Source organism: Streptomyces sp. NPDC055078 (genome assembly GCF_053607985.1).
The window spans coordinates 1-18,100 of sequence record NZ_JBSGUP010000091.1 but is presented as its reverse complement, the minus strand read 5'-3'; the positions used below and the strand labels follow the sequence as shown (position 1 = coordinate 18,100).

The following is an 18,100-nucleotide window of genomic DNA, read 5'->3' as shown; positions in this document are numbered from 1 at the left end:
ACACATGGGTCCACGCGACGTCGAGCGCGTGGATGCGCGCGAGGGTCTCACCGATCTCAAACGCGTACGCCGCCGACACCGGCGCTTCGGGCACCTTCTCGCCCTCGACCCATCGGTGAACGAGCGTGGAGTGGCCGGCCGAGATCGGCCGGCATTCCAGGAACTGGCAGATCATCGAAGCACCGGACTTTCCCGCGACGCACGCTCACGATCACCGCCACTCCGACGAACGGCCACAGCCCGACCACCTACCGAACGCCCTTCCGCCCATGGCTGTGGCGGGCGTGAAGATGGTCACTTTCAGTGTTCTGTTCACCATGGTCCGCAACCGAGCGGTGCGGGCCACGGCGCGACACCGGGCGGCGACGGGGATCGCGGGCCTTGCCCGGCATGAGAGCAGGGCCTGGCGGTATACGGGGAAAATCCAGGGGAGCGGACGGCCGCGCGCTGCTACGGTCGGGCGCCATGAGCTGGCTTCCCGATGACTTCGTCCACCCCGTCCTGGTACCGCTGCCGGGCGGTGGCCATCACCTGCGGCCGATCCGGGAGGCGGACACCCCGCTCGACTATCCGGCGGTGATGGGTTCGCGCGAGCGGCTGTGGACCATCTTCGGTCCGGCCTGGGGCTGGCCCGCGGCCACCATGACCTACGAGGCCGACCAGGCCGACCTGTTGCGGCACGAGAAGGAGATCGCCGCACACCAGTCCTTCAACTACGCGCTGTTCGACGCGGCGGAGACAGCTCTGCTCGGCTGTGTCTACATCGACCCACCGGAGAGGGTGGGCGCGGACGGCGAGATCTCCTGGTGGGTGGTGGACGAGCTGGTGGGTGGCAAGGTCGAGCAGGCCCTCGACGCGCTGGTGCCGCGGTGGATCGCCGCCGACTGGCCGTTCGAGCAGCCGCGCTTCCTCGGCCGCGAGATCTCCTGGTCGGACTGGCTCGCCCTGCCGGAGCATCCCGGCACGTAGGCGGCATCACCCTCGTGTGGGCCGACGGCGGCTACACCGGCTCCCCCGTCGGCTGGTGCCGGGACCAATTCGCCCTGACCCTGGAGATCGTCAAGCGCACCGACGACATGGCAGGGTTCGTGGCGCTGCCGAGGCGGTGGGTGGCAGAGCGCACGTTCGCGTGGTTGATGAACTCCCGCCGTCTGGCCCGGGACTACGAGACCCTGCCCGCCACCAGCGAGTTCTCTGAACCAACGATCGCCGCTCGGCTGCCACTGGGGAAACTGCTGGAAGCTGAGCGATCGCCGGGCAAAGATGCAGTTGTGCGTCATGCCACCACTGACCCTGAGCTGCTGGGCCTGGTCCGCCGATATGACCTCCACTGAGCCTCAGTCAACTTGAAACCGCAGGTCAAGGAGCTGGTGTGACCGGTCCTCAGGATGCTCACGCTGGTCGTTGGCGGCAGTCTGCGCAGTAGATCATCCGTCAGGCTGTGTTGCCGGCGGCAGTGGGAGCGGGTGTGCTCACAGCGGCAAGTGGGCCTCGTCCGCCTGGCCGAAGATGTCTCCGCACGTAGGGGACAGCACCGACTCGCGGGCGGCGAGGACGGTCAGCGTATGGCGCACTTCCGTGCTCAGCCGACAGAGCTGGAGACTGGCCTGGCCGCCCCTATAGGCGTACAAGCGGAAAACCTTGACCGCAACGTCGTCGCGGTCGTCGGCGAAGGTGTCTGGGAGCCCGGCGAGTAGTTCGAAGTCTTGCTTGCCGGTCGCCACGTCGGCCACGGCGCTGAGGGGCAGGGTCGCGAACTCTGAAGCGGACAAGGATGTGTCCACCGCGACAGCGTGAGCGGCCAAGGACGCGAAGACCTCTATGAGTCGTTCCCCCACCGTCACGTCAATGCCCCAAGAGCGCAGCCGATCTCGGCGGCGATCCTGACGCCATGGCTCCTGGTCCAGCAGTGGCAGCAGGACGCGACCCAGGTACGCGCAGCGACTCCACAGCATGTTGTGGTCCGAAGTCATGATCGATCCTCTCTGCAGCGGTTGGCGGACTTGCTGCCCGAGCGGCGCGGGCGGCGGATAGCCAGATCAGCCGGCCCTGCTCGTCGGTCAGGGCGAGGAAGTGCAGGCCGTGCCGGTGGTGTTTGCCTGAGTAGTTGCGCCGGTCGGCTTTTCCGGTGCGGCGCTGGGTGGCGATGAGGGTGCCGTCGATCAGGACCACCTCCCCGCCCTGCCTGGCCACCTTCTTCAGGGCGCGGTCCAGACGCGGCGCCTGAGAGGCGAGCAGGGTGATCAGCTCGTCGCGCCAGCGACGGACGGTCGACTCGGACACGTCATTGCCGCCGGCCATGTCGGCCAGACGCTGGTCGTGGCGCAGCACAGCCAGAACGATCACCGCGATCCGTCCGGGCGGCAGGATCCGCCACCTGGACCGATTACTTTCAGGTGACGCCGAAGGAGATCGGCGAGGTGGTTGACGGTCCGCGTGGACAGCGGTAGGCGGCACTGGTAGACGCCCGTCTGCGGTGTGAGGTGGGTAGGGGTTGTGGTGTCACAGGGTTGTGGATTCCTCCGTGAGGAGGGCTACGTCGGGTGGGTGCTGTAGGGGCGCAGTGCCTGGCGCATGGTGGTGAGGGAGGCGGTGGCGCGGGCGGATCGCAGTCCTGGGTAGTCGCTGAGGAACCGTTTCCAGGTGGTGATGGATTCCCCGTTCCCAGCCCTCACCAAAGATGATCCGGATACAGCGCCTTTCACAAGGGCGCACAGACGCAGCACGCGCAGCACATCCGCGCACCAAACCCCCTGCACAGGGCGGGACGTCGGGGATGTACTGATGGGGAGGTACCCCCCTGGATCGGTCCCTCAATCCCGGAGCGCCACCGAGGGCGGCCTCTGTTCGCGCGGCCTCCCTCGGCAGTGACGAACTGCCGGTGCCGATCTCCCCGACCCCAAGCGAGGTGGACACGCATGTCACGGTCCTCCGTGTCCTGCTACCCGGCCGCCGCCCCGGCGGTGGCACTACCCGCAGGTCATGTGCTGGTGGCCGACGAACTGCTGTGGCCCGACGGGCGCGCCCTGGCCTGCTCTGCCGCACCGATGGTCGCGGGATCGCTCAGCGCCGCGGGCCACCGGGTGGTCACGGGTGCGGTCCGGCTGCTGGAGGAAGGGCCGGGCAGTGGTCTCCAGGCCGCTGTCGCCCGTACCGCCGCGCGTGCCGACCGGGCCGGAGAAGCCGTCGGCGCGGAGGGCTCTGGTGACGTGGCCGTGGTGGTGGCTGCGTCCGGGACGGGCCTGTGGCCGGTTGCGGAGGCAGCCGTGGAGTCCTGGGCTCGGATCATGCGGCCCCGGACGGTTCTGCTGGCCTCCCCGCGGTCGTTCTGTGCCGGGGTGGAGCGGGCGATCGAGGTCGTCGAGGCCCTCCTGGACCGGCAGCAGGCGCCTGGCGGGCGGCGGGTGTTCGTGCGGAAGCAGATCGTCCACAACACCCACGTCATCGCCGGCCTGACGGAGCGCGGCGCGGTGTTCGTGGAGGAACTGGACGAGGTTCCCGAAGGGGCCCTGGTGGTGTTCTCCGCCCATGGTGTCTCCCCGCAGGTCCGTGCGGAAGCGGCCCGCAGGAACCTGAAAGTGGTCGACGCGACGTGTCCGCTGGTCACGAAGGTCCACGCCGAGGCACGCCGGTTCGCCGGGCGCGGCAGCAGCATCGTACTCATCGGGCACGCCGGTCACGAGGAGATCGAGGGCACCTACGGCGAAGCCCCCGACGCCACCGTGATCGTCGACGGCCCGCAGGACATCACCGCCCTGGACCTGCCGGACCCATCCAACATCACGTACCTGACCCAGACGACCCTCGCCGCAGACGAGACGCGGGAGACGATCGCCGCGCTCAAGGAACGATTCCCCCAGGCGAGCGGTCCGGGCTCGGAGGACATCTGCTACGCCACCACCAACCGCCAGCACGCCCTGCAATCCGTCACCGCTCAGGCCGATCTCGTCCTGGTCCTCGGGTCGGCGAACTCCTCCAACTCGGTACGGCTCGTGGAGCTGGCCCGCACAGCGGGCACACCGGCCCACCTGATCGAGGACTGCTCCCGTATCCAGCCGGCCTGGCTGCGGGACGCGGCCACCATCGGGCTCAGCGCCGGGGCGTCCGCCCCGCCCGAACTGGTCCAGGAGACTCTCTCGACCCTGGCCGGGCTGGGGCCCCTCACCGTGCGGGAACGGATCACCACGACCGAGGACACCTACTTCGCACCGCCCGCCACATTGAGGAAGAACCGATGAGCACTACCAGCGTCTCCGGCACCCGTTTCCCGCTGCTGGAGGAGACCGGCTCCCCGGCCGCCCTGCGGGTCCTGCCCCGGGAACAACTGGTCGAGCTGGCGGCCGAGATCAGGGCGTTCCTGGTGGAGAAGGTGTGCGCGACCGGCGGTCATCTGGGCCCGAACCTGGGGGTGGTGGAGCTGACCCTGGCGCTGCACCGGGTCTTCGATTCGCCCCGGGACGCGATCGTCTTCGACACCGGCCATCAGACATACGTGCACAAGCTGCTGACCGGCCGTCGGGAGGAGTTCCGGTCGCTGCGGCGGGCCGGCGGCCTGTCGGGGTACCCGTCGCGGGCCGACTCGCCGCACGACCTGGTGGAGAACTCCCACGCCTCCACCGCCCTCTCCTACGCGGACGGCCTGGCGAAGGCACGGGCCCTCAACGGTGAGCACGGCCGTGCGGTGGTTGCCGTCATCGGCGACGGCGCCCTCACGGGCGGAATGGCCTGGGAGGGCCTGAACAACCTCGGCGCCGCCCCGGAGCGTCCGGTGATCGTGGTCCTCAACGACAACGGCCGCTCCTACGCCCCCACCACCGGAGCCCTCGCCGCACATCTCAGCGCGCTGAAGCAGCCGGGAAACAGCGCAGCCGAGCACCCGGAGCAGCGGAACGTCTTCACTGATATGGGTTTCGGCTACCTCGGACCGGTCGACGGTCACGACACGGCCGCAGTCGAGGAGGCGCTGCGCCGGGCGCGGTCGCTGGCCTGCCCGGTCCTCGTGCACGTAGTGACGGTCAAAGGCCGGGGATACCCACCCGCTGAGGTGGACGAGGCGGACTGCCTGCACGCGGTCGGCGTCGTCGATCCGTCCACCGGCCGCCCTACCGCGGCGGGCAAGAGTCCGGGGCGGTCGTGGACGAGTGTGTTCGCGGATGAACTGGTGGCGGTGGCGGCGGAGCACCCGCAGGTGGTGGCGGTCACCGCGTCGATGCTGCGGCCGACCGGCCTGCACCTGATGCGGGAGAAGTTCCCTGACCGGGTCTTCGACGTCGGGATCGCCGAGCAGCATGCCGTCACTTCCGCCGCCGGGCTCGCCATGGCCGGCCTGCACCCGGTGGTCGCCCTGTACGCCACGTTCCTTGGGCGTGCGTTCGACCAGGTCCTGATGGATGTGGCCCTGCACGGTCTGCCGGTGACCTTCGTCCTGGACCGGGCCGGCATCACCGGCCCCGACGGCGCCTCACACCACGGCATATGGGACCTGGCCCTCCTGGGCGCCGTCCCCGGCATGCGGGTGGCCCTTCCCCGCGACGCCGCGCAGCTACGGGAACTCCTCACCGAGGCCGTCACCCACAGCGCCGGACCCACCGCCCTGCGCTTCCCGAAAGCCCCTGCCGGGGACGCTCTCACCGCCCTGGAACGTCACGGCCCCGTCGATGTCCTGTTCCGCTCCGGTGTCCGGGACGTCCTGCTCGTCGCCGCCGGCCCGCTGGCCGCGGCGGCCCTCGGCGCCGCCGCCTGTCTCGGCCAGCGGGGCATCGGATGCACCGTCGCCGACCCCCGCTGGGCCCTGCCCGTTCCCCACCAGCTCACCGAACTCGCCGTACGCCACCGCTTGGTCGTCACCGTCGAGGACGGCGTCCGCTCCGGCGGTGTGGGAGCAGCCGTCGCGCAGGCGCTCACCGACAGCGGGTGCACAGTGCCCACCCATGTCCAGGGTCTGCCCGGCCGGTTCATCCCCCACGCGACGCGCACCGACCTGCTCAGCGCGGCGGGCCTCGACACCCGAGGCATCGTCCACGCCGTACTCCGGGCCCGCGCCGGACTCCCGCACCACTCCCAGCAGCCCGAACAAGACGGCGGGACACGATGACCACCGACCTCGGCCTGCCCGCACTCCCCACCACTCCGGCGCGCCGCCGCACCCGCCAACTCCACGTCGGCGATGTCCTGGTGGGCGGCGGCGCTCCGGTCTCCGTCCAGACCATGACCACCACCCTCACCGCCGACGTCGACGCCACCCTCCAGCAGATCGCCGAGATCACCGCCGCGGGCTGTGACATCGTCCGGGTCGCCGTCCCCTCCCAGGACGACGCCGACGCCCTCCCCGCCATCGTCGCCCGCTCAAAACTCCCGGTGATCGCCGACATTCACTTCCAGCCCCGCTACGTCTTTGCCGCCATCGACGCCGGCTGCGCCGCCGTGCGCGTCAACCCCGGCAACATCCGCAAGTTCGACGACCGGGTCGGCGAGATCGCGAAGGCCGCCGCGGCGGCCGGCGTGCCGATCCGGATCGGCGTCAACGCCGGCTCCCTCGACCCCCGCCTCCTCGCCAAACACGGCCGCGCCACCCCCGAAGCCCTCGTGGAATCCGCCCTGTGGGAATGCTCCCTCTTCGAGGAACACGGCTTCCAGGATCTGAAGATCGCCGTCAAGCACCACGACCCCGCCACGGTGATCGCCGCGAACCGGCTCCTTGCCGCCGCCTGCGACTACCCTCTCCACCTCGGCGTCACCGAAGCAGGACCGGCCTTCCAGGGCTCCATCAAGTCTGCCGTCGCCTTCGGGATCCTTCTCGGAGAGGGGATCGGGGACACCATCCGGGTCTCCCTGTCCGCCCCACCGGTCGAACAGGTCAAGGCGGGCTGCCACATCCTGTCCTCCCTCGGGCTGCGCCCCCGCAAGCTGGAGATCGTCTCCTGCCCCGGCTGCGGACGCCTCCAGGTCGACATCCACCGCCTCGCCGTGAAAGTGGAGGCCGCCTTCGACGGCTTCCCCCACCCCCTGCGCATCGCCGTCATGGGCTGCGTCGTCAACGGCCCCGGCGAAGCACGTGAAGCCGACCTCGGCGTCTCCTGCGGCAACGGCAAAGGACAGATCTTCCGCAAGGGCCAGGTCATCCGGACGGTCCCCGAACACCGCATCGTCGAAGCACTCCTCGACGAAGCCCTCCGCCTCACCGACTTACCACCTCCACGCGACACGCCGACACCGGCGCAGGCCCCCTCATGACCACCACAGCCCCAGCCCAGCCCGACGGCTCCGGCCTGGACCAGGCCCGTGCCAAGATCGACACCGCTCTCGACGCCTTCCTCACCGACAAAGCCCGCGCCGCAGCCCGACAGAACATGCCGGGCGAGATGGCCGCACTCCTGACGGACTTCCTGGCCGCCGGCGGCAAACGCATCCGCCCCCTGCTCTGCCTGACCGGCTGGCACACCGCCGGCGGCCGGGGCCACCCCCTCCCCGTCGTCCGCACCGCCGCCAGCCTGGAGATGTTCCACGCCTTCTGCCTCATCCACGACGACGTCATAGACCGCTCCGACACCCGCCGCGGACACCCCACCGTCCACCGCGCCCTCGCCACCCGCCACGCCCCCGGCCGCACGGTCACCGCTGCCAACCGACTCGGCGCCGGCGCCGCCGTCCTCATCGGCGACCTCGCGCTCACCTGGTCCGACGAACTCCTGCATACCGCCGGCCTCAGCCACCGGCAGCTCACCGGCGTTCTGCCCCTGCTCGACGCCATGCGCACCGAAGTCATCTACGGCCAGTACCTCGACGTCCTCGCCACCAACACCCCCGGCGTCGACGTCGGCCGGGCACTGGCGATCTGCCGCTACAAGACCGCCAAATACACCATCGAACGCCCCCTGCACATCGGCGCCGCCCTCGCCGGCGCCGAACAGAGTCTGCTCGACTCCCTGTCCGCGTTCGCCATCCCCCTGGGCGAAGCCTTCCAGCTCCGCGACGACCTCCTCGGCGTCTTCGGCGACCCCGCCCGCACCGGCAAACCCGCACTGGACGACCTGCGCGAAGGCAAGGCCACCGTCCTGATCGCCCTCGCCCTGCGCCATGCCACCCGGACCCGGGCCGACCAGCTCCGCGCCCTCCTCGGCCACCGCGGCCTCACCCACGACCAGGCCGCCACCGCCCGCGACATCATCACCGCGACCGGCGCCGTCCACCACGTAGAAACCATGATCACCGAACGGTACGGACAGGCCCTCCAGCACCTTCAGGCCATCGCACCGGAACCCACGTCCGCCCGCCACCTGCGGGACCTGGCCGACCGCGCTGTCCGCAGGCACACCTGAGCACTCCGCACTCCAGGCAGGCTCAACCACCAGCGTGAATCAGATGCCTGCACGCCGAGATCCCCGCCGAGGTGTACCGGTCCCGGGAGTTCCAGGATCTGCTGGTGGCCCTCGCGCGTGCGGTTGCGGGCGGCGTGAGCGCCGGGGCCAACGCGTCGTTGTTCCACGGTGCTCCCGCGCTGGAGTTCGTCCTCATCCGTGGCCTGGCCGGACTGGGCGCGTTGCTGCTGGCTCGGGACTCGGCATCGACGATCGAGTGCCGCCCGGGGCCTTGCGGCGACCGCCCTGCCCCGGCCACCGCATCGACATGCGTCGGGCTCCGACCGACGGGCGGCATTCCGGCATTCCGTTTCCGCGGGCCATACCGGCGGACTGCGGCGGACGTGCCCGCCGGTGCGGGCCCGTCGGACGGGCCTGCCTACGGGCCGAGGGCCGCCCGTCGGCTGTCCTTCAGAGCGTTCATGCCAGGAACACGGGATCGCGAACGGCTTCACGGCATGTCCCGCCGCCTCGTGGCAGTGATGAGTACGTACCCGAGGTCGGGCACAGCACCGAGTGCCTCGATCACATCGGCTCCCGCGGACAACGGCGCGGCCATCTCCCCCTCGGCCTCGTCGGCCAGTCGGCGCATGAGTGCGATCAGGTGCCTGTAACCGGCACGCACCTGCTCACCGATGTCGGTGAGGTCTTCCAGCTCCCATCCGGTCGCGGCGAGGTTGTCGCGGTGGTCGGAATGCGTCGGGAAAGTGCGTGTGTGGAACATCTGCGCCAGCTGATTGACCACCTGCCATGCCTCGTCCGCTACGGGTTCCCGCATGCTGAAGTCGGCGATGACCAGGCGTCCGCCCGGGGTGACGACGCGTGCCGCCTCGGCCAGGGCGGCTCGGGGGTCGGCCATGTGAACCAGGGACTCGATCGCCCACGCGCCATGGAACTCGCCGTTCGCGTACGGCAGCTTCATGGCGTCGGCGTGCTGGAACACGACGCGCTCGGCCCGTCCGGCGCGGTCGGCGGCCGCCGAGGCGAGCCGGAGCTGGTAGTCGCTCACGGTGACCCCGGTGACATGGGCACCCGTGGTGCGGGCGATCTGGAGAGCGGGGCGTCCCGTGCCGCACCCGATGTCGAGCAGGCGGCTCTGCGGGTCGGCAGCGAGCCGGTCGGCGACCATGCCGGTCATCCGCTCGGATGTGACGGAGACGGAGCTGTCGTCGTCCCCGTCCCTCCAGTAGCCGAGATGGATGCTGCCGCCGAGACCCTCGGTGAAGATGTCCGTGAAGCGGTCATACATTGCACCGACATCGGTGAGAATCGGCTCATTGACGGTCATGATCGGTACAGCCTCTCTGTCGGGCGGGAATCGGCGAACTGGAAGGCCAGGGCGTGCCGGGCGTCGGTGGCGCCGAAGACCTTCCAGGCGGTGGGGCGGTGCTCATCGCGGTCCATGACGTCGTGGTGGAGCAGGGTGACGTTGTGCGTCAGATCCATGCAACGGCGGCCGACAGCGCGGCCTCGGCTACCGGGGCGCCCCTCCTGGCCCGGGCCGTCGCCAGGACCAGGGCAGGCCGCGCCGCCTTGCTCGGCTGTACGGCCACCGGGCGGCCGTGCTCGTCCCGTCGGCCCAGGTGGTGTCCGGCGATGTGCCGCGTCCGGCCGGGCAGCGAGTCGACGGCTTCACCCAGTAAGGGGGCGATGGCGGAGCGCTCCTGGGCCAGAAGCTGGTCGGCCGTCTTCGGCACAGGGGGCGGCGGGGACTCGCGGCCCGCGGGAGGCTCGGGCGTACGCATGGCGGTGGTCATGGCACTCGTTCCTGGTTCCGGGTCAGGCGGCTGATGATGCTGTACACGGACGCTTTGTCCTCGCGCAGCGCGGCGGAGAAGCTGGCGGCCATCTCGTGCAGTTCCTCGATGGGTCCGGTGACTCCGTCGGGGAAGTTGTGCTCGATGTTGAGCCGTACCTTCTGGAACCAGTGCACGATCTCCGCGTTGGACGGCATGATCCGCATGTCGGCGAGGACCAGGCCGTGTTCTTCCAGAACGCGGGCGACATAGGCGGGACTTTTACGGTTGCCGCAGGCCAGTCGATCGACGGCGTCGGGGATGGCGGGCCGGTAGGTGTCCAGAGCGGTCTTGTAGAGGGTGTCGGAGATGACGACCAGGGCGCCGGGGCGGACGCGTTTGGCCACCGCGCTCACGGAGGCTTCGAAGACGTCGTTGAGGAAGTGCGTGTACACGCCGCGCACGACGACCAGGTCGTAGGGCGTCTCCGGGTCAGGCAGCAGGTCGATGTCCTGGCCGTTGCACAGGAACAGACGCGTACGGTCGGCGAGTTCGGGCTCCAGGGCGAGTTGTTCGGCGCAGTACTCCAGCTGCCGCCCGCTGATGTTGACCGCGTCGATGAGGGCGGCTTCGGGGAAGTGGCGGGCCAGGTAACGGGAGAGGAACCCCCAGCCGCAGCCCAGGTCCAGGATCCGGTGGACTGGCGGCCGGTCGGGGCCGGTCAGCCCGGCGATCTCCAGCTGTTTCTCGAAATGCCGTACTTCGGATGGCCCGACCGTACCGCGTACCGGGCCGGCCGCCACCTCTTCGGGGTCGAACAGGCCGAACTGGAAGAGCAGGTTGTCCGGCCCGAGGGCCTTGTGCCACATCTGGGGAGAGTCGTCGTAGGTGTAGACGATCTTGTCCCGGTAGGAGTCGACGCGAGGGCTGTCGATCACGTGGATCGGTGGTAGGGGCGTGGACAGGGACATGGCCGGTGTTCTCTCCGTTGGGGTGCGTGTTCGCTGCGCGCTCCGGTGGGGCGCACGGCGGTCGTTCAGGGTTTTCCGGAGGAGCTCTGTGCGGTGCGTGTCTTCGGTGAGCCTGCGGGGCGGTGCTGGTCAGACATGCCACCACCAGCGGATCGCGTCGATGGGAAGGGGCTGCGGGCTGTCGTCCCTGGAGTTCGGGGTGAAGCCGCTCAGCCGGGTGGACGCATCGCTGCCGAGGCTTTCGTAGCGGGCGGTTTTCAAAGCCCAGTCGAGGTGGCCGCGCAGATACTGGTCCAGGACACCGGTGTAGGGGGTGAAGCGCCGCAGGTCCTGCCGGGTGAGCCGTTCGCGGAGCCGGAGGTAGAGCGTCATGATCCGGTCGCGCATCCTGGTGGCTTCTTCCATCGCTGACTGGATGTCCAGGCCCTGTTCCCTGGCGATGACGTCCACGATGTTGAGCTCGTTCGTGTTGGCCGCGCGGGTCGTCTCGACGTTGACCGAGTAGATGTCGTTGTCCCAGCCGCCGATCAGCGACGCGGCCTCGACGAGGGCCCTCAGACACCGGTCGCTGCTGACGTCGGGGCGGGTGTCGAGGCTGCGGATGAGCAGGTACGCGTGCGGGAAGAGGGTGGCGCCGCCGCCCCACAGCCGGAGGGTGGCCACCTCGCTGAGGCTCGGCTGGACATGGGTCGTCTTGTAGGCGGCCTTGTGCATTTCCATGCTGATGTAGTCGCCGAGATACCGGGAGAACTGGTCGCCCGCCTCCGGGCCGAGAAGTGCGGAGAAGCGCGTGCGCAGGTCGTGCACGGCACAGGCATAACGGTGGTCGGCACCAGGCGGGTGCTCAAGGCTCTCCGCGGCCCGCAGGAGGCGCAGGTTGGTGCGGGCCGTCTCCCCGGTCCGCAGTCCGCCCGGGGGCTCGTCACACACCTCGTCGTCGTAGCAGAAGGCCCAGAGCATCAGGTCGCCGACGAGTTGGGCGTGTTCCAGCGGTGCATCGGGGCACTGGTAGGCGGTCACCAGGCCCGCGAGCGTTCCCACCAGGCGATCGCGCTGTGCGTCGTCCCAGTACAAGCGGTACTTGTCCATGAACGCGACGCTGCGTTTGCCGAGTTCGTCGGCCTGCGGATGTACGGCGGAGTCCAAGGGGCAGTAGAAGGGAGGGACGACCACGACACGACTCATGGCGGGGCTCCGGATTCTGTGAGGCCGGGGACGGGAACGACGGCTGCCGCGTCAGGCGGTCACGTCTCTTCTCTCCAGCCGCAGGCGGACGCCGCTGGGGTGCATCGTCATGCGGGCGACGGGCTTGACGCCGGCGCCGTCCAGCGCGCGCACACGCCAGCGCCGTAGCAGGACGGCGAGTGCCATCTGGGACTCGGCGATCCCGAACGCCTCGCCGATGCACCGGCGGGCGCCGAGACCGAACGGCATGAAGGCCGCCTTCTGCTCCGGTCCGAGGCGCTCCGCACTCCATCGGTCGGGATCGAACCGGTCCGGCTGGACGAACACCGACGGGTCGCGCTGGAAGGTGTAGGGGCTGAAGAAGACACCGGTTCCCGGGGGCAGTCTGTACCCGGCCAGGAGTGTGCTGGTCAAGGTGGCCCTGCTGAGCAGCCAGCCGGGCGGATACAGACGGAGCGCCTCGTTGAGAACGCAGCGCATGTACGTCAGATGCGCCAGGTCCCGGTAGCTGACGTCCTTGTGGCCGAGCACCTCGTCCAGCTCCGCCTCCAGGCGCCGGTACGGGGCGGGGTGCCGGCTCAGCAGGTGGAGCGACCAGGCCAGCAGGGAAGCTGCGGTCTCGGTCCCGCCGATGAAGAAGCTCATGACGTGCTCGAACATTTCCCGGTCGGAGCGTTCGCAGGGGCGGCCGGGAGGCATCAGCAGGGACAGCAGGTCGCCGTGGTCGGTGAGGTCCCGCTCCCGGCGGCGCACCATGGCGCTGATGGCGGCCTGGATCTCGGCGGTGGCCCGTGTGAAGCGGATGTTGCCCGGCAGGGGCAGACGGCCGCCTCCGGGCAGGAGCATCCGGGTGACCAGGTTCGACAGGATCGCGGGGATGTTGCGCTGGAAGACCTCGATGGCCTCATGGTCCTCGGGGGCCGGGAAGAGCGTGCGTGCGAGGATGTCGATCGCGAGACGGTTCATGGCCTCGTCCGCGTCGATGACCTGTCCTGGCCTGAATGACCGGGACAGCTCCTGCGCACAGTCGCGGAACCGTTCGGCGTAGTCGGGCATCCGGGCGCTCTGGAACGCGGGGCGCAGCATGGTCCACAGCGGACGGTGCTCCTCGGCCCCGATGGTGGCAAGACCGTCGCCCAGGACCTGCCTGAACGATGCGAAGTACGGGCCCCCCTTGTCGAATTCCACGCCATTGCCGGCTACGAGGATCTGGCGGGCCAGCTCGGCGGTGGTAGCCACGTACGATGTGGTGTGCCCCAGACGGATGCGTACCAGCGGGCCCAGCGGGCGGAGGGACTCGAAGAAACCCAGGGGATCGCGGGCCATCCGTCCGGAGTGCCCCAGAAACGGCAGGGCCCCCGGAGCAGTGGGACATTCTGGGCGGCGTCTGACGGGCAGAACGAGATTGATCCCGGGAAGGTGGAAGGGGTTCTGTCCATCGATGATGCGTTTCACTTCGAGCCTTCCCTGAGGTGTTGGCACGTGCTTGCGCTCCGTTGGCCGGCGATACGGCGCATCTGGGACTGCAATTGCTCTCACCCCAGCGCGTGGCCCCCTTCTCAAGGGCTCACACGAGCAGGTCCGGCCGTCGAGGTCTGCCCGTGCAGGGTGCAGCACGGATCACGACACGAGGGTTCTCACCCTCCGGAACACGCTTGAGTGTTGCCCTGCCGACGGCCGACTTGTGGGCAGATGCCGGGCGGGCACACCTCCATAGAGCCCCCGTCCCCACAGCTCTGCCAACCCCTGTGCGGGCAGCAAACCCGTGCACACGCTGCATCTTTGTGCACTTGTGAAGGGTCACCGGCGGGCGCACGGCCGGGTGGAACTGTCGTGGGCAAGGGGCAGGCCGGTCAGGGAGTGGTGTTCAGGTGCCGTAGCCGTTCGCGGACGGACCGCGTGGTGACGCCCAGGGCTCGCGATGTCCTCCCAGGAGATATCGACCCTGGCCTGTCGTGCAGCATCGGGCTCGCAGTCGTCCGCGAGTCGGCGCAGGCGCGTGACGGAGTTTACGTAGTACGGCCGGCGGGCGGCGCCCAAGTCGGTCTCACCGGCCTTGCGACGGCTGACACGATGAGCCGGGTTGTCGGTGAGTGATCAGGCAGCAGGCGAGTTGGGGGAACGCTTCGTTGATGTCGGCTCTGGGTTCCCGACGGATCCGCAGGCGTCGGAAGCCGTGCCGCCGCGCGAAACCGCGCTCGATCCCCGGCGGCAGGTGCCCGGTTGCCGTGCCCGCCGGTGATCAAGTGGTGTTTCGAGCCGATCCGGCCACGGCCGACCGGCGAGGGACCCGTGCGGTTTCCTCCTTCAGGGCCCTGATGCGCGAGAAATCGACCACGCAGCGAAACCGATCCGGCCGGGAAACCCGCGTCGAGCCCGGCCAACAGGACTTCACGAAGCCGCTGCCGGACACCCGCCTCGGCGCTGCGGTCGGTGCCGTCTCCGTCTGGACCGGGAGTGTCCTGCCCCAGGCCCCGGCGGATCGCAATCTCCACGGGTGAGTACGCGCCGTCGGCCCGCTCCAGTTCGTACGGTGCTGCCGGCATCAGCGGCGGCTGCGCCATCAAGCGTGGCCGCACCCCATGGTGCGGTTGCGCCGCGTGCACCAGGAACGGATGACACAGGAAGACGTCGCCCGGGGACCCGGTCGCAAGGGCGAGTGGCCGGTGGGCGGACGCCGCCACCAGATCGGGGGCGAGGGTCAGCCCGCTCGCCCCGTCCTCCCCGTACTTCTCCAACACCTTCGGAACGTCGAGGTGCGAGCCGACCCGGATCCGGATCGGGTACGCGAGGACGTCGACCGCCCGGCAGGAGCTGGCCAGCCAGCTCGAAGCCCTCCGCCGCGCCCAGTGCCACAAGATTTTCAGGAGCAGATCAGCACCCGGGTGAAGGTGCGGCCCGAACGGGAGAAGGCGCTCGCGCTGGCCCACCAGTTCAGGGAGGCCGCACCCGAGACCCCGGTCATCCTCACGGTGCACGAGCTGAAGCGTCCGGCCAGGAACGCGGCCGAGCTGATGACGCTGTCCGCCGACCTCCAGGCCGGCGGCCTCCAGCTCGAACTCCTCACCGGCCCGCTCACCGGGATCTACGACCCCAACGGCATGGGCGCGATGTTCTTCGCCGTGCTCGCCGTCGCCGGGCAGATCGAGCGCAACTACATCCGGGAGAAGACCCTCGAAGGCCAGGTCGTAGCCGCCTCCAAGGGCAACCACGGCGGGCGGCCGAAGGGCATCGACGACGACGCGGCGACCGGCTGCCCGGACTCATCCACGATGGTCAGGCTCGCAGGGAGCGCCGGCCCGCCGGACGGGGTGATGACGGGCCGTCCGTCCGGCTTCCCAGTTTCTTAGCCGGCAGCATTTGCCCTGTCACACCTCAACGGTTCTGTGCTTAAAGGGGTGGACGCGGCGCGGCGGGCGCCGCAGGACGATGGAGTACGCATGGATCCGGTGACTACCGCGGTCACGGCGGGGGCGGCAGCAGGGGTTTATCTGTTGCGCCTCGGCTACCGGTTGATCAAGGCCCGCGCAGAGGTGCGTCGTACGGAGCTGGAACAGCAGGGTCTGTCGGAGCGTATCCGCTCTCTGCCGGTTGGCAGTCGGCTGACGGAGAAGAGCGCCGGTCGCGAGGTTGAGATCACCGTCGGCAGCGCACACCTCGCTGCCGGGAACCAGGAGAGGTGAGTTCGTGTCCGAGCCCCCGGTGACGACCGGGACCGAGGCCCGGCACCGTCAGTCGGTGCTGGGTCAGCCCGCCATCCAGCGTGACGACTTCGATGCGTTCTACACCAGCGAGATGCGCGCGGTATCGGTGTTCTTGATGCATCAGGGTGCCACACCCTACGAAGCCGCCGATGCAGCCCACGAAGCCATCGCCCGGCTCCTGCCCGACAAATGGCGCACTCTGAAACACCCCAGGGCCTGGCTGCGGGTCACGGCTCAGCGCTGCTACTGGAGGCAGGACGACTGCCGTACGTCTCCCAGGGACCCGGTGCCCGACCGCCCTGGTGGGACCTGCCCCGTCACCGAGGTAGTACTCACCGAAACCCAGCAGCGGATCGTGGACGCGCTCAACCGGATCACGCCCGGACGGCGCACGATCATGGCCTGGCACCTCGACGGCTTCACTTATGACGAGATCGCTCACATGCTCGATATGAAGCCTGCAGCCGTGCGCCAGAACATCTGCCGGGCCCGTAAGGACCTGATCTCCATCCTTGGATTGGACAAGGGGGTTGCACATGACTGACCGCACGCCCCATGGAGGGGAACGCCACACTCCCGAGGACCTGCTCGACGCCCTGCTGGCCGGTAGCCGCAATGAGCTGCTGGACACGATGACCACAGCGCTCGATACCGACGCAGGGCTCCGAGCACTGGCACCCCTGCGCACAGGTCCACTGGCAAACATCAAAAAAACGACCGGTCGAGCGGTGACACTGGAATTCAAGGTGTTCAAGGTGTCGGTGAACGACGATGCGCCGGTGCTGGAGGAAGGTCCCCATCAGGCGATCGAGTTGATCGCAGACCTCCTCGCGGAGATCGAGGATGTCCTGATGGTCATGTCCGGCGAGGCAGAATATGCGTGCGCGGGCTGTGCCAATGTTCTGACGGCGCTGATGGACGGCCTGGAGGATCTGCGCTTGACGCGTGGCGATGCGATGGAACTTGTTGATGAGGCCCACCGCTTTCTGGATGAGCTGCGAGTCGCCATCCAGAACACTGAGTTCCAGGATCTGGATTCTTTCATGATCGAGGAATGGGCCGAAAGCCTGCAGATGCTCAGGGGGGTAGTGATCCGCATGTTCGATGACGCTCATGACAGCATCACCATCGAAAATTGACAGCAGGTCACCACCGCCTGGCGTCACCAAGGAGTGGCCCCGGGGCGGCGTTGACGGCCTCGGGGAACATCGGTACAGCGGTTGGCGCTGAGAACGATCACGGTCAGGGTGTGAGTGCGCCGAGCGGACCGAGCACCACACCCGCCAAGATCAAGTTCTGGCGGCTTTTGGGCTTGCCTGGGCGCTACCCGCACCACGTCCCGCGAGGCGGTCGTGCGCGCGCTGCGAGTGCCAACCAGAGACTCAACGAGGAGAAGGAGCGGCTCCGCAACGAACTCGCCGTGGCACTTGGGCAGCTCCGCGACCTTCGCCGACGCATCCCACCCACTGCCGGATCGACGAACCTCCAGCCCGGTCTGCACGAACGGGGCACGATTGTGATGATGCCGAGGCGCGTCTTTGTCCTCGGCGATAGGGGGCCGGTAGGCGCAATCCAGACGCGGTCAAGCATGAGTGTACGGAAACTGAAGGTTCTTCACCGCGAACCCACGGGTGGATTCCCTGATTCTGACGGTTGAGCCCGTGGGTTCGCGGTCAACCCGCTGGGCCGGTCTCGGCGGCGGCCTGTCCCAGCAGGGCCCGTGCGGAGTCCGCGTAGCGCATCGCGGTCTCTCGTCGAGCCCGAAGACCTCCGCGTGGTGGAGCGGGTCGGGCCCGTGGGTCAGGGCTCCTTCGAGTTGTCGGTCGACGCGGAGCCGCTCCAGGGTGGCGTCCTGTCCCCGCATCGGAGCGCTGATCCAGTGGTTGCCGGCCCGGCCGGTCGCGTTGGCGGTCTGGTTGTTGATCAGCAGGTGGAGATTCGCCGTGCTCGGCCACCGGTGGCGCCGGTGGTCCAGCCAGTCGGTCAGGAGCTTCAGGAGGTCGTCGAGAGGACGGGCGCGTCCGGCGACGGTCAGCCAACGGTTGCCGAGATCGACGTCGTCGAGCGTGAGGGTGGCGATCCGGGCGACCCGGGCGGTGTGGCCGTCGATCGGCAACCGGGTCCCGGACATCACCCCGCTCAGACGG

General features: G+C 69.1%; 18 protein-coding genes and 3 pseudogenes. 10 read left to right on the top strand and 11 right to left on the bottom strand.

Features of this window, described 5'->3' with window-relative positions:
• Positions 1 to 465: 465 nt before the first annotated feature.
• Positions 466 to 969, top strand: coding sequence for an N-acetyltransferase (locus ACWF94_RS11085; protein WP_453486982.1), 504 nt, complete (start codon positions 466 to 468; stop codon positions 967 to 969).
• Positions 918 to 1,190, top strand: a pseudogene (locus tag ACWF94_RS11080) (transposase); the annotation flags it as partial. The gene ACWF94_RS11085 and the pseudogene ACWF94_RS11080, both read left to right, overlap by 52 nt.
• A gap of 282 nt (positions 1,191 to 1,472) precedes the next feature.
• On the opposite strand, the gene ACWF94_RS11075 reads toward ACWF94_RS11080, so the two are convergent.
• The 3 genes from ACWF94_RS11075 to ACWF94_RS11065 form a co-directional block, all read right to left on the bottom strand.
• Positions 1,473 to 1,784, bottom strand: coding sequence for a hypothetical protein (locus ACWF94_RS11075; protein WP_453486980.1), 312 nt, complete (start codon positions 1,782 to 1,784; stop codon positions 1,473 to 1,475).
• 61 nt (positions 1,785 to 1,845) lie between these two features.
• Entirely contained in the window at positions 1,846 to 2,346 is a 501-nt protein-coding gene (locus ACWF94_RS11070) for a transposase family protein (RefSeq protein WP_453486977.1), read from the bottom strand.
• A 188-nt stretch (positions 2,347 to 2,534) separates the two neighbouring features.
• Positions 2,535 to 2,675: a hypothetical protein gene (locus ACWF94_RS11065; protein ID WP_453486975.1), complete on the bottom strand. Its 141-nt coding sequence runs from the start codon at positions 2,673 to 2,675 to the stop codon at positions 2,535 to 2,537.
• A gap of 243 nt (positions 2,676 to 2,918) precedes the next feature.
• Between ACWF94_RS11065 and ispH the strand changes: the two genes are divergently transcribed.
• Genes ispH through ACWF94_RS11045 form a run of 4 tightly spaced genes read left to right on the top strand, consistent with a single transcriptional unit; the run spans position 2,919 to position 8,318 of the window.
• Complete coding sequence (ispH, locus tag ACWF94_RS11060) at positions 2,919 to 4,238, top strand: 4-hydroxy-3-methylbut-2-enyl diphosphate reductase (RefSeq protein ID WP_453486973.1); 1,320 nt, start codon at positions 2,919 to 2,921, stop codon at positions 4,236 to 4,238.
• Complete coding sequence (locus ACWF94_RS11055; protein ID WP_453486970.1) at positions 4,235 to 6,094, top strand: 1-deoxy-D-xylulose-5-phosphate synthase; 1,860 nt, start codon at positions 4,235 to 4,237, stop codon at positions 6,092 to 6,094. The genes ispH and ACWF94_RS11055 overlap by 4 nt, the downstream gene beginning before the upstream one ends.
• Positions 6,091 to 7,233, top strand: a complete 1,143-nt coding sequence (gene ispG, locus ACWF94_RS11050) for a flavodoxin-dependent (E)-4-hydroxy-3-methylbut-2-enyl-diphosphate synthase (RefSeq protein ID WP_453486968.1) — start codon at positions 6,091 to 6,093, stop codon at positions 7,231 to 7,233. Before ACWF94_RS11055 ends, ispG begins: the two co-directional genes overlap by 4 nt.
• Entirely contained in the window at positions 7,230 to 8,318 is a 1,089-nt protein-coding gene (locus ACWF94_RS11045) for a polyprenyl synthetase family protein (protein WP_453486965.1), read from the top strand. Before ispG ends, ACWF94_RS11045 begins: the two co-directional genes overlap by 4 nt.
• A gap of 490 nt (positions 8,319 to 8,808) precedes the next feature.
• Here the strand turns inward: ACWF94_RS11045 and ACWF94_RS11040 are convergent, their stop codons facing one another.
• The 7 genes and pseudogenes from ACWF94_RS11040 to ACWF94_RS11010 form a co-directional block, all read right to left on the bottom strand.
• Positions 8,809 to 9,645 carry an SAM-dependent methyltransferase gene (locus ACWF94_RS11040; RefSeq protein WP_453486962.1) on the bottom strand — a complete coding sequence of 279 codons (837 nt, stop codon included), beginning with the start codon at positions 9,643 to 9,645 and terminating at the stop codon, positions 8,809 to 8,811.
• Positions 9,642 to 9,803 carry a hypothetical protein gene (locus ACWF94_RS11035; RefSeq protein ID WP_453486959.1) on the bottom strand — a complete coding sequence of 54 codons (162 nt, stop codon included), beginning with the start codon at positions 9,801 to 9,803 and terminating at the stop codon, positions 9,642 to 9,644. Before ACWF94_RS11035 ends, ACWF94_RS11040 begins: the two co-directional genes overlap by 4 nt.
• Positions 9,794 to 10,114 (bottom strand): hypothetical protein, encoded by a 321-nt coding sequence (locus ACWF94_RS11030; protein ID WP_453486956.1) that lies wholly within the window; start codon positions 10,112 to 10,114, stop codon positions 9,794 to 9,796. Before ACWF94_RS11030 ends, ACWF94_RS11035 begins: the two co-directional genes overlap by 10 nt.
• The gene (locus ACWF94_RS11025; RefSeq protein WP_453486953.1) at positions 10,111 to 11,031 is read right to left on the bottom strand and encodes an SAM-dependent methyltransferase; all 921 of its coding nucleotides are present in this window, start codon (positions 11,029 to 11,031) and stop codon (positions 10,111 to 10,113) included. The genes ACWF94_RS11030 and ACWF94_RS11025 overlap by 4 nt, the downstream gene beginning before the upstream one ends.
• Positions 11,032 to 11,193: 162 nt before the next feature.
• Positions 11,194 to 12,249 (bottom strand): terpene synthase family protein, encoded by a 1,056-nt coding sequence (locus ACWF94_RS11020; RefSeq protein ID WP_453486950.1) that lies wholly within the window; start codon positions 12,247 to 12,249, stop codon positions 11,194 to 11,196.
• Between the two features lie 51 nt (positions 12,250 to 12,300).
• On the bottom strand, positions 12,301 to 13,704 hold the full coding sequence (locus tag ACWF94_RS11015) for a cytochrome P450 (RefSeq protein WP_453486948.1): 1,404 nt from the start codon (positions 13,702 to 13,704) through the stop codon (positions 12,301 to 12,303).
• Between the two features lie 592 nt (positions 13,705 to 14,296).
• Positions 14,297 to 14,726 (bottom strand): annotated as a pseudogene (locus ACWF94_RS11010) (hypothetical protein); the annotation flags it as partial.
• Positions 14,727 to 15,098: 372 nt separating this feature from the next.
• Here ACWF94_RS11010 and ACWF94_RS11005 point away from each other — a divergent pair.
• The 4 genes from ACWF94_RS11005 (at position 15,099) to ACWF94_RS10990 (ending at position 17,092) form a co-directional block, all read left to right on the top strand.
• The gene (locus ACWF94_RS11005; protein WP_453486946.1) at positions 15,099 to 15,599 is read left to right on the top strand and encodes a recombinase family protein; all 501 of its coding nucleotides are present in this window, start codon (positions 15,099 to 15,101) and stop codon (positions 15,597 to 15,599) included.
• A gap of 90 nt (positions 15,600 to 15,689) precedes the next feature.
• Entirely contained in the window at positions 15,690 to 15,932 is a 243-nt protein-coding gene (locus ACWF94_RS11000) for a hypothetical protein (RefSeq protein WP_453486943.1), read from the top strand.
• A 4-nt stretch (positions 15,933 to 15,936) separates the two neighbouring features.
• Positions 15,937 to 16,497 carry an RNA polymerase sigma factor gene (locus ACWF94_RS10995; RefSeq protein ID WP_453486941.1) on the top strand — a complete coding sequence of 187 codons (561 nt, stop codon included), beginning with the start codon at positions 15,937 to 15,939 and terminating at the stop codon, positions 16,495 to 16,497.
• Positions 16,490 to 17,092 carry a hypothetical protein gene (locus ACWF94_RS10990; protein WP_453486939.1) on the top strand — a complete coding sequence of 201 codons (603 nt, stop codon included), beginning with the start codon at positions 16,490 to 16,492 and terminating at the stop codon, positions 17,090 to 17,092. Before ACWF94_RS10995 ends, ACWF94_RS10990 begins: the two co-directional genes overlap by 8 nt.
• A 443-nt stretch (positions 17,093 to 17,535) precedes the next feature.
• Here ACWF94_RS10990 and ACWF94_RS10985 read toward each other — a convergent pair.
• Positions 17,536 to 18,100: pseudogene (locus ACWF94_RS10985) on the bottom strand (hypothetical protein); the annotation flags it as partial.